This is a genomic window from Microbacterium resistens NBRC 103078, from assembly GCF_001552355.1.
Taxonomy (GTDB): Bacteria; Actinomycetota; Actinomycetes; order Actinomycetales; family Microbacteriaceae; genus Microbacterium; species Microbacterium resistens.
Genome location: NZ_BCRA01000137.1, coordinates 1 through 10,601, shown reverse-complemented (window position 1 = coordinate 10,601; position 10,601 = coordinate 1). Strand labels below are relative to the sequence as shown.

Below are 10,601 nucleotides of genomic sequence, written 5' to 3'. Positions count from 1 at the left end.
CGGCCGCCGGGGCTGGCGGGGGAGGCCGCGGACGCCGGGGCGGACACCGCGACGCCGGCGCAGAGGGAGGCCGTCGCGACCGCCGCCGCGATCCATCGTCTGTTCATGTCGATCACTCCTTCGTGTTCGGTGGGGTACTGCGTTTCGTCTCGCGGAGACCTGCACTGAGCGAGCCTGCGAGTCGAAGTGTCGCTCAACGACCGGGTGTACTGCGTTTCGTCTCGCTTCGCTCGCTCAACGACCGGGGACCGGGAGTGGGCGTCGGTCGTTGAGCGAGGAGCGCAGCGACGAGACGAAACGCGGGATCCGATCCTCGTGTCCTCCTCCGTCCGCTCAGCCGACCGGGGTCACGGCGCCGGCGGCGTCCACGTCGTACGCGCGGCCCGCGACCCGGAGGCCGCGGAGCCTCGCATGCGGGTCCAGCGCCGCGACGCACCCGGCCGCGCGCACGGTGCCGTCGGCCGAGACGGAGACGCCGAACAGCGCCTCGATCACGAGCTCGATCCACGCGCCGGACGACGAGCACGCCCAGTCGATGATGTAGGGCAGCTGCGGCGGGGCCTTGCGAGCGCCGCCGCCGATGCCGGGGACCGCTTCCTCGACGAAGTGCGCCTGCCCCATCGGCCCCTGGTTCGCCGTGCGCGACAGCCCCTCGATCCACGCCGTCAGGACCTCCGGCGCCCCCAGCGCCGCCAGGGCGCGCCCGGCATCGGCGGGCCACGCCGGGTACGCGCCGTTCCACTGATGGTCCGGCCGCGGGCTGTAGCTGGCGTCCGGGTCCCACGGGGAGAGCGCCCGCATCCAGTTCTCCGTCTGCAGCTCGCGGCGGAAGAACGCCACCATCTCGTCGCGCACCTCCGGTGCGAGGTCCCCGGCGATGGTCGTCCCGACGACGCTGAAGTCGTAGCAGTGCCGGACGGGCAGGAGCGTCCCGTCCGGCTGCCCCGCGGAGAAGACCCCCTCGCCGGGGACGTAGCGTGCGACGACCGCGGGGACCAGCGCCGCGGCCTCGGCACGCAGCGCCGCGGCCTCCGCCTCCTCGCCGCGCAGGTCGGCGAGGCCGGCCGCCGTCCGCATGCTCCACACGTTCGCGGCGTTGAGCCCGGCGACCTCGTGCGTGTACGAGCTCACGCACTCGAGCAGGTTGTCGATCTCGCCGTAGTCGGCGAGCGGGGAGTCGCGGCGGAGCGCCTTCCACGCGGTCGCCCACTGCCGGACCGACTCCGCGACGGTGGCGTCGCCGACCACCTCGTCGAGGAACCCGGCGTCGCCGGTGAAGCGGACGTAGTCGTGCACCAGGCGGGTCATCGCGTAGTCGTTCACCGAGTACCAGCGCCCGACCGGGCCCCCGGTGAGGGAGGACGTGCCGAAGTGCGAGTGGATGTCCAGCGAGATCCAATGCCGCACCTGGTTGCGCATCTCGGCCGGGTCGAGCAGGGCGTGGCTGACCGAGCTGAGGCTGTAGTCCCAGATGAAGGTGGTGGTTCCCCAGTAGTTCGGCATGAGGGTGTCGTAAGAGCGGCCCAGGACGTTTCCCGCATAGTCCCGGCGGAACCAGACGACGCCGAGGACGGCCCACCAGTACAGCCGCCGCAGCGCCGAGGAGGAGGTCTCCAGGACCGGCAGCGCACCGGAGAACTCGTCGTCGTCCGGGTCGAACGCGGCCCGCAGCTGGCGGTTCCAGAACTCCTCGGCCGCACCGACGGTCGCGGGGACGGACGCCGCCACGGCGTCGTACGTCTCGACGGCCGAGGCCCGCGTGGTTCCGATCGCCTGCACATAGCCCGCGCGCGCGGATCCGCCGGCCGGCACGCGGAGGGTCGTCCCCAACTCCCCTCCGCGGCCGTTCCCGCCGATCCCCAGGTCGAACGCGTCCTCCCCGCCCGTCGCGGCGCCGGTGACGCCGCTCAGCCGCGCCGTGCCGTCCACGATCCCCTGCACGCTCCAGGCGCGTTCGTCCGCCGACGAGAACACGAGGCGCCCGTCGTCCGTGCCCACCGCGTCCTGCTCGGACGGCGACTCCGCATCCAGCCATGCCGTGGCGGACCGGGTCGCCCGGGCGGCGGCGGAGAGGCCGATCCGCACGTCCCGGTCCGCCTCCCCCGTGTTGCGGACGACGATGTCGACGGCCACGGCGGTGCGCCCGGGGACGCAGACCGTGGTGGTCTCGATCTCCAGCGTGCCGAGCGTCGCGCGGCGGAGGACCCGGTCCGGGCGCCACTCGTGCGTGACCGGCACGCCGTGGGAGAGGAACAGCCTCCCGTCGACGAACAGCATCGCGGTCTGCGTCAGTCCCTGCGACACCGGCGGGAACTGCACGGCGCTCAGCGCGGTGAGATCGTGATCGACGCGCACGGTCCCGAGCAGGTTCGTCAGGCCGGACGGCGCGATCATGTCGTCGTCGTGGTGGGTGGCGGGGTCCGCGGCGAGATCCTCGACGGTGGGGATGAGCGGGAGCATGATGCCTTTCCGGGGGAGGGTCAGTACTGGCCGAGCGCGAGGCCCTTGGCGAAGAAGCGCTGGGTGCACAGGAACAGGACGACGGTCGGCAGGGAGACGAGCACGGCCGCGGCGAGCACGACGGACATCTGGGCGCCGCCGTAGGTGCTCTGCATGCCGGAGAGCGTCGTGATGATCGGCCGGATGTCGTCGGACTGGCTCAGGGTCAGGCCGAGCAGCAGGTCGTTCCAGACGAACGTGGCCTGAAGGATGAAGATCGCCACGAGCGCGCTCGACGCCATCGGCAGGTACATGCGCGTGAAGATCCGCCAGGTCGTCGCGCCGTCCAGCACCGCCGCCTCGAAGACGTTGTGGGCGACGCCGGTGAAGAAGTTCCGCATGACGAACGCGGAGAACGGCACCGAGATCACCGTGTAGATGATCACCATCCCGATCCGGGTGTCGAACAGGCCGATCCGGGAGTACGCGTCGAACAGCGGCAGAAGCACCATCTGCAGGGGGAACACCGTGCCGCCGAAGATGACGACGAACCAGAGGAACCCCCGCTTCAGCCGCAGCGCGACGATGGCGAACCCGGCGGCGGCGCCCACGAGGACGGCGATCGTCGGGGAGACGATCGAGTACACCAGCGTGCTGACGATGCTGTTGCCGAGTCCGGAGAGCGCGAAGGCGTCGGCGAAGTTCTGGAACAGGTGGAAGTCGGTGGGGATCCAGGACTCCTTGGAGGTGAACGTCGCCGGGTCCTTCATCGCGTTCACGACGAGGAGGTAGGCGGGCAGCAGCCAGAGGATCCCGAGGAGGACGAGGACGACGGTGCGGATGATGCGGGACATGTCACACCTCGTTCTTCGGGGACAGCTGCTGGCGGAGGTAGAGCACCGAGGCGATCAGGGTGATCACGGTGAGGAACACCGCGATCGCCGACCCGAGACCGTAGTCGCTGTTGACGAAGGTCTCCTTGTACATCGTCAGCGCGAGCGTCTCCGAGACGGTGCCGGGGCCGCCCTTGGTCATGCCCCAGACGATGTCGAAGGTCTTCAGGCTGGCGACGATGGAGAGGCCGACGACCACGGCCGTCAGCGGACGCAGCATGGGCCACAGGATGCTGCCGAAGAGGCGGATCCCGCCCGCGCCGTCGATGCGCGCCGCCTCCAGCGGCTCCTTCGGGATCGCTTGGAGGCCGATCGTGAACAGCAGGGCGTTGACGCCGACGCCCTGCCACGACGAGGCGATGATCATCACGACCGTGTTCAGCGGCGCGTCCAGGAGCCACCGCGGCGGGTCGGTGATGCCGAACGCCGCCAGCGCCTGGTCGAGCGCGCCGCCGGAGGAGAGGATGAACGACCACACCACCCCCACGCCGATGCCGGACAGGGCGTAGGGGATGAGGAAGGGCAGGCGCAGCCAGGCCCCGCCGCGCAGGTTCCAGGTGAGCAGGGCGATCGTCAGGCCGATGCCGACCGGGATGATCAGGGTGCCGACCACCCAGAGGACGGTGTTCACGGCGGAGCCGACGAAGTCGCCGTCGGTGAGCATCTCCACGTAGTTGTCGATGCCCACCCATTTCGGGCTGCCGAGCCCGTTGTAGCGGGTGAAGCTGAGGAACACCGTCCACAGCAGCGGAAGGTAGAGCAGGACGGCGACCAGGAGCACGCCCGGGGCGATGAAGCCCCGGGCGGACCACTGGTAGGGCGAGGTCTGACGCGCCATCCGCCCGTCTACTCCTGCTCGGCCCAGTACTTGTCGGCCGTGGCCTGGATCTTCTCGAGGAACGGCATCGGATCGCCGGGGTTGGCGTTGAAGGCGCCGAACTGCTCGATCGCCGTCGTGACGATCGCCGTGGGCATCGCCTCGAAGAACCGGTCGTACAGGGAGTAGCCCTCGCCGGCGATCTGCTCGCCGAGCTCGGCGAGGGCCGGGTCGGAGACCGTGGCCTTCGGGTTGAAGGCGACGTCGCCGTGGGCGTCGTTCCACGCGGTCTGGGCCTCGGCGGACATCCACCACTCGGAGTAGGCGAGCCCGAGGTCCTTCTGCGTCGAGCTCTCCGCCACGCAGATCGGACCGGACTCGACCGCCACCGGCGTGGTGTCGAGCGCGTCGTTCACCGCGGGGATCGCGAACATCCCGAAGTCGTCGGGCGTCATGCCCGCCCCCTCGAGGTTGCCGGCGAAGAACGTCCCGAAGTCGATCATCGCGAAATCGCCCTGCTTGAGCGCCACGGCCGGATCCGTCGTGCTGCCGGGATCGCTGAACCAGCCCTTCTTCTGCTCGTCCAGCCACAGCTCCATCACCTCGACGATCTCCGGGTCGGTGTACTTCACCTCGCCCGTGGTGAGCCCGGCGTAGAGGTCCGGGTCGGTCGAGGCGACGAGGTGCTGGAACCACGGGAAGGTGAACAGGGTGCTGGTCTGGTAGTAAGGCGTCACCCCGGCGGCCTTGAGCTTCTCGGCCGCGGCGTTCAGCTCCGCCCAGCTCGTCGGGACCTCGATGCCGTTCTCGGCGAAGAGGGCCTTGTTGTAGAACATGACCCAGTAGGCGATGTTCATCGGCACGCAGTACTGCTTGCCGTCGAACGTGTACCCCTTGGCGAGGTCCTCGCTCACCCAGCCCTCGCCGATGGCCTTCTCCCAGATGTCCGTGGTCTCCGCGACCAGGCCCTCCTCGACCAGCTGCGCGAGCGACTCGCCGGTGTGCCAGGTGAACAGACCCGGGGACTTGTTCGTGCGGAACGACTGCTTGACGAACGCGTCGTACTGGTTCGCATCCGAGTAGCCGGTGGTCTTGAGCGTGATGCCGACGGCCTCTCCGCTGGCGGTGTTCAGGGACTCGAAGTCGGGCTTCCACGCGGCCTTGTCCGTGTAGAAGTCGAGCGTGCCGGTGACCTCGCCGGATCCGGACTCGCCGGTTCCCCCGGAGCATCCGGCGAGCGCCGAGACGGCGATGATCAGCCCCGCCGCCGTGGCGGCGGTCCTTCGTCGCGAAATCATGCAGAACTCCCTTGTTCATGGTGCTGTTCGGTGTCATCCGGCTTGGTATCGTTACCAGAAACCTGGCCTCACGCTACCAAGCCGCATCGGTGCGGTGCAAGGGATGCAGTGGCTCGAAGCCCCCGCGATCCCCTCGATGTTCGGTTGTGCGGTGTTCGGTTGTCGGGTGTTCAGTTGTCGGTCGTGCCGGCGCGGGCCGTCTCCGGCCCCGTCATGGCCGTCCCCCTGACGAACGCCTTGACGGTCGCGAAGCGCGCGCTGCGGGAGTGCTCGGTCCGCTCGATCCGGTAGCGGCCCACGGCGGCGGGGACGATGAAGGTCTCGGCGTAGTGGACGACGAACGGCGCGAACGCCCCGGTCGGGCTGACGACGCGGACCTCGTCGCCCTCCACGAGGTTCAGCACGTTGACGGTGCCCTCCGTGTCGTGGTCGGCGCCCTGACGGAACCAGTGCCGCCGCACCTCGATGAACTCCAGTTCGTGAAGGCCCGTGCTCTCCTCCACGACGTCGTCGTCCGACCGGACGGTCTCGACCCGGTCGATGAGGTTCTCCGTCACCCAGGCCGTGTCGCGGTCCCACTGGATGTTGCGCGCGCCGTGGTCGAGGTGGACCGGGCGGGGCACGCCGTCCAGGCCCACGCGCCCCCAGTCCCAGAGCTTGAACGTGAAGATGAACGGCGTCGCGGAGATCTCCAGCACCATCGAGTTCGCCCCGGAGCAGTGCACCGTGCCCGCCGGGATCGCGAAGTGGTCGTGCTTGCGCGCCGGGAAGGCGTTGATGTACTCGTCCGCGGGGAACGGGTGCTCGCCGTCCTGCGCCGTGGCGAGGTCGCGCAGCATGGCGTCGCGATCCACGCCCTCCTTGGTGCCGAGGTACACGACGGCGTCGTCCCCGGCGTCGAGCATGTAGTAGCTCTCGTCCTGGGTGTAGTGCATCCCGAAGGTGTTCTGGATGTAGTCGGTGAGCGGGTGCACCTGGAGGCTGAGGTTCCCGCCGTCCATCGTGTCCAGGAAGTCGAAGCGGATCGGGAACTCGGCGCCGAAGCGGGCGAACGTCTTCGCGCCCAGGAGCTCCACGGGCCGGCTGAACACCAGGTCCAGGGCGGGGATCTCCACCACGCCGCCGTCGCCCTGCAGCAGCAGCGAGTTCTCCTCCGGGACGCAGTCGAAGCACCAGGCGTAGTTGTCCTTGGACGGGTCCAGCCCGATGAGGTTCTTCATCCACTGCCCGCCCCAGACGCCGGGGTCGAAGAACGGCACGACGCGGAACGGTCGGGCCGCCGCGTCCCGCAGGGCCCCGCGGAAGGCGTCGCCGGTGATCATCCCAGCCTCCGGCGCGTCGGGGTGCGGCTCGGCGGGGGCGATCGCGTTGCCGTCCACGACGACGTCGACGATGCCGAAGAGGTCCCGCTTGTGCCGGTCGGCGACCCGCCACTCCACGAAGAACCCGCGCTTGTACTTGCGCAGGTTGTCCTCGCCGGCGTTGTCCGCGCGCCAGTTGGTCGCGCCGGCGCGCTGGCGCAGCTGGATCTCCCAGCGCGCCATGTCGACGAGGACGAGGGCGGAGGGCCCGGCGAGGTGCGGGACGAGCAGCCCCGCTCCCCAGCCGACGACGACGGTCGGACCGCGCAGCTCCGCGGCGAGGGCCGCCAGGGCGGCGGCGTCGTAGAAGTCGGCGAGGGTGAAATGGCTCATCACGCCGAAGACGCGGTCGTCGGTGAGGTTCGGGGCGATCAGGCGCTCGACGTCGGCGACGGGGTGCGCCGCCTCCTCGACGTCGCGCACGGTCCAGTCCGGGAGGGCGGCACGGATCCGGGCGGTCACCGCGACGACGTCGGCGCCGGGGTAGGCGTCGACGAGGAGCACGGGGAAGGTCCCGGCCGCGCGGGCGCGCTCCTCGGCGATCGCCGCGGCGGCCCGCCAGCCCTCCGGGCCCCGCAGGATCCGCTCGCCCGGCGGCAGCGGGACGGTGGGCTGCGTGTCGTAGCGCCCCCGGACCGTGTGGCCGTCGTGCATGTCGTTGATGGGGGTGGTCACTGATCCTCCTGCGGACGGGAAAGGGCGGTGCGGGCCAGCACGCTCAGGCCGCGGGCGACCGAGAGCTCGGGCTCCGGCGGGACGAGGAAGCGCGGGGCCGTCACGGACGGCCAGAGGTGGGCGCGGGCGTACGACTCGAGGGGCGCGCGCACGGCGTCTCCGGCGCGCAGGACTCCGCCGGAGAGGACGACCACGGCGGGGTCGTACATGTGGATCAGGGTGACGACGGTCGCGCCCCACACGTGCAGGAAGGCGTCGCGGATGCCGGCATGGGCGTCGTCGGCGAAGAGGTCGCGGAGCGTGAGGGCGGCGCCCGTCGGGGACTGCTGCGCGAGCGAGGCGCTGCTGGCCAGCGCCTCGCCGCAGCCGACGTTGCCGCAGGGGCAGACCGGGCCGTTGCGGTCGATCGTGACGTGGCCCCCGAGGATCCCCGCGTGCCCGCGGCGACCGCGGAGCGGGACGCCGGCGATCTGGGCCGCGGTGCCGATCCCGGTGCCCAGGGTCACCAGGACGGCGTCGCGCTCGCCCGCGGCGACGCCGCTCGTGGTCTCGCCGACGAGGGCGGCGCGCGCGTCGTTCTCGACGACGGCCGGGGCGCCGAACTCGGCCGCGGACCAGGCCCGGAGGTCGAGGTCCCGGAACGCGTCGTACTTGGCGTTCGCATGGAGCATCCGGCCGGAGTCCGGATCCACGACGCCCGGGACCGCGATGCCGACCGCGTCGGGAGCGTCTCCTGCCTCCGCGAGGAGCGCGCGAGCCGAGGCCGCCGCGGCGTCGAGGTCGCCCGCGTCGCGGCGCGCGTCGAGGCGGGCGGAGGAGAGGATCCGGTCGTCGGCGGCGACGGCGATCTTGATCCCGGTGCCGCCGAAGTCGATGCACAGCTCCATCGGTGCTCCTCTCGCGTGATTGGTAACGTTATCAAGCTGGAAGAGGCTCTGTCAACGACCGGATCCGGCTCCGCCGACGCCTCGGGAGGGGGCCGTGATCCGAGGGCGCCCCCGGTCAGCGCACGCCCAGGCGGAGGGAGACCGGGAGCTCGATCTCGCGCGGCGCGGCCTCCCCGCCGCCGCCGTCCAGACGGTCCAACAGCAGACGTGCCGCGGTGCGCCCGAGCTCGCGCGGATCGTGGTCGATGACGCTGAGCGGCACCGGCGACAGCTCGGCGAGCTCGAAGTCGTCGAAGCTCACGATCTCCGGGAACGCATCCGCGGTGCGGAGCCCCGTGGCGAGCTGGACGCCGATCTCCTTGAGCGCCCCGATCGCGTTGCGGTTGTTGGCGCAGAAGATCGCGGTCGGCGGGTTCTCCGCCCGGAGCAGGGCGCGCGTGGCCTCCCTGGCCTGGTCCACCGTCTGCTGGGCGGTCGCCACCAGCCGCGGGTCCGCCGTGAGGCCGCGTGACGCCAGCGCCCTCAGGTAGCCCGTATGCCGTCGCGCACCCGTGAAGATGGACAGCGCGTTGCCCAGGTACCCGATCCGCGTGTGACCCCGGTCGATCAGTGCGATCGTGCCCCGGAAGGCCCCGTCCTCGTCGGCGAGGACCACGCTGTCCGCCTCCAGGCCCTCGATCCGCCGGGAGGCGAGCACGACCGGGACCCCCTGTCGCTGCGAGTGCTCGAGGTGGGCCGAGGACGCCGCGGCGGGCACGACGACCAGCCCGTCGACGCGGCGGCCCAGGAAGTCGCCGACCAGTTCGGCCTCCCGGGACGCGTCCTCGGAGGTGTTGCCCAGGAGGATGCGGCGGCCGGCGAGGGCCGCCTCCTCCTCGACGCCCAGCGCGAACGTGCCGTAGTAGGGGTTGGCGATGTTGGTGATCGCGACGCCGATGAGCCCGCTGCTGTGCCCGGGGCGGATGCTCCGGGCGTTCTCGTTGCGGTGGTAGCCGAGCTCGGCGACGGCGGCGAGCACCCGCTCCTGGACCTCGGGCTTGACGTTCCGGCCGCCCGAGAGCGTGCGCGAGACCGTCATCGGACTCACGCCCGCGCGCTGGGCGACCTCCTTGACGGTCGGACGATGCGCTCGTTCGCCCATGCCCTGCCCTCCCGTCGCAGCCCGCTGAGGGAACGTTATCAAAGGACGCCGTCGCCGCATGCGGTCCCGCGGCTTACGGGCTTCCCCGTATGCCGGGCGGCGGGAGCCGGGCCCGCGCCGGCCCGCGACGCCCGGAATGACGGGGGTGTCGCGGAGAAGCCGTCGTCGGCGTCCCGCACGCCGTCCGGCGCGGACGCCGGGCCACCTAGGGTGCAGGGGAACGACGACGCGAGGGGAGCGGTGGATGGGCGACGCGACGCCCGCCGTGGCGGCCCCGGGGGCCCGGTCCGGCGGTGCCCGTCCTCCGCGGACCGCGATGCGCGTCGTGCGGATGGTGCTCACGTGGACCGCCGTCGCCGCCGTCTTCGTCGCCGCCGGCTTCGCCGTGCGCGCCAACGGACGCGCCGTGACCGCCGCTCTCGGCTCGTACGAACCCGTGCACGTCGCCCTTGCCGGCGTGGTCGTGCTCGCCGGGATCCTCTGCTCGGCGCTCGGCTGGCATGCGCTGCTGGACAGTCTCGGCACGCGCGTCCGGTTCCGCCGGGCGGCGCCGCTGTACTTCGTCGGCATGCTCGGCAAGTACGTGCCCGGATCCGTGTGGGCCTACGTCCTCCAGATCGCGCTCGCTCGCCGGGCGGGGATCCGCCGGACGCAGACGCTCGCGACGACGCTCGCGAACGTCGCGGTGGTCGCGGTCTCGGGCCTTGCGGTCGGGATCCTGACGATCCCGGAGCTCTCCGGCCAGCCCGCCTACCGCCCCTACCTGTGGCTGTTCGTGTTCGTGCCGGTGATCGTGGTCCTGCTGATCCCCGCCGTCTTCAACCGGCTGCTGCTGCTCGCGCTGCGGCTGGTCCGCGTGGCGCCGCCCGACGCGGTCCTGCGCCTCGTCCCGCTGCTGCGCGCCGCGGGCTGGAGCGCCCTGGGCTACGGGCTCTTCGGCCTGCACCTGTGGCTGCTGCTGCCGCCGCACGCGGCGGACGGATCCGCGCTGCTGCTGTGCATCGGGTCGATGGGGCTGGCGATGATCGCCAGTCTGGTGTTCTTCATCCTTCCCGCCGGCCTCGGGGCGCGGGAGGCGGTGATCGTCGCC

General features: G+C 71.4%; 8 protein-coding genes. 1 reads left to right on the top strand and 7 read right to left on the bottom strand.

Features of this window, described 5'->3' with window-relative positions; genetic code table 11:
• Window positions 1-333 precede the first annotated feature (333 nt).
• From MR1_RS17200 to MR1_RS17170, 7 genes are all read right to left on the bottom strand, one after another.
• The gene (locus MR1_RS17200) at window positions 334-2,460 is read right to left on the bottom strand and encodes a hypothetical protein (protein WP_157518331.1); all 2,127 of its coding nucleotides are present in this window, start codon (window positions 2,458-2,460) and stop codon (window positions 334-336) included.
• Between the two features lie 20 nt (window positions 2,461-2,480).
• On the bottom strand, window positions 2,481-3,293 hold the full coding sequence (locus tag MR1_RS17195) for a carbohydrate ABC transporter permease (RefSeq protein WP_067249828.1): 813 nt from the start codon (window positions 3,291-3,293) through the stop codon (window positions 2,481-2,483).
• A 1-nt stretch (window position 3,294) separates the two neighbouring features.
• A complete protein-coding gene (locus MR1_RS17190) occupies window positions 3,295-4,170 on the bottom strand; it encodes a carbohydrate ABC transporter permease (protein WP_067249825.1) in 876 nt (291 codons plus the stop codon).
• An 8-nt stretch (window positions 4,171-4,178) separates the two neighbouring features.
• Window positions 4,179-5,447 (bottom strand): ABC transporter substrate-binding protein, encoded by a 1,269-nt coding sequence (locus MR1_RS17185; protein ID WP_067249822.1) that lies wholly within the window; start codon window positions 5,445-5,447, stop codon window positions 4,179-4,181.
• 170 nt (window positions 5,448-5,617) lie between these two features.
• Entirely contained in the window at window positions 5,618-7,483 is a 1,866-nt protein-coding gene (locus MR1_RS17180) for a class I mannose-6-phosphate isomerase (protein ID WP_084344863.1), read from the bottom strand.
• On the bottom strand, window positions 7,480-8,370 hold the full coding sequence (locus MR1_RS17175) for an ROK family protein (RefSeq protein WP_067249819.1): 891 nt from the start codon (window positions 8,368-8,370) through the stop codon (window positions 7,480-7,482). Before MR1_RS17175 ends, MR1_RS17180 begins: the two co-directional genes overlap by 4 nt.
• Window positions 8,371-8,485: 115 nt before the next feature.
• Window positions 8,486-9,511 carry a LacI family DNA-binding transcriptional regulator gene (locus MR1_RS17170; protein ID WP_067249816.1) on the bottom strand — a complete coding sequence of 342 codons (1,026 nt, stop codon included), beginning with the start codon at window positions 9,509-9,511 and terminating at the stop codon, window positions 8,486-8,488.
• Window positions 9,512-9,755: 244 nt separating this feature from the next.
• Here MR1_RS17170 and MR1_RS17165 point away from each other — a divergent pair.
• The coding region (locus tag MR1_RS17165; RefSeq protein ID WP_067249813.1) for a lysylphosphatidylglycerol synthase domain-containing protein at window positions 9,756-10,601 on the top strand (846 nt) is incomplete at its 3' end.

Excerpts from the sequence above, each read along its gene's own strand:
- MR1_RS17200 (WP_157518331.1), bottom strand. The coding sequence starts at position 2,460 with ATGCTCCCGCTCATCCCCACCGTCGAGGATCTCGCCGCGGACCCCGCC.
- MR1_RS17195 (WP_067249828.1), bottom strand. The coding sequence starts at position 3,293 with ATGTCCCGCATCATCCGCACCGTCGTCCTCGTCCTCCTCGGGATCCTC.
- MR1_RS17190 (WP_067249825.1), bottom strand. The coding sequence starts at position 4,170 with ATGGCGCGTCAGACCTCGCCCTACCAGTGGTCCGCCCGGGGCTTCATC.
- MR1_RS17185 (WP_067249822.1), bottom strand. The coding sequence starts at position 5,447 with ATGATTTCGCGACGAAGGACCGCCGCCACGGCGGCGGGGCTGATCATC.
- MR1_RS17175 (WP_067249819.1), bottom strand. The coding sequence starts at position 8,370 with ATGGAGCTGTGCATCGACTTCGGCGGCACCGGGATCAAGATCGCCGTC.
- MR1_RS17170 (WP_067249816.1), bottom strand. The coding sequence starts at position 9,511 with ATGGGCGAACGAGCGCATCGTCCGACCGTCAAGGAGGTCGCCCAGCGC.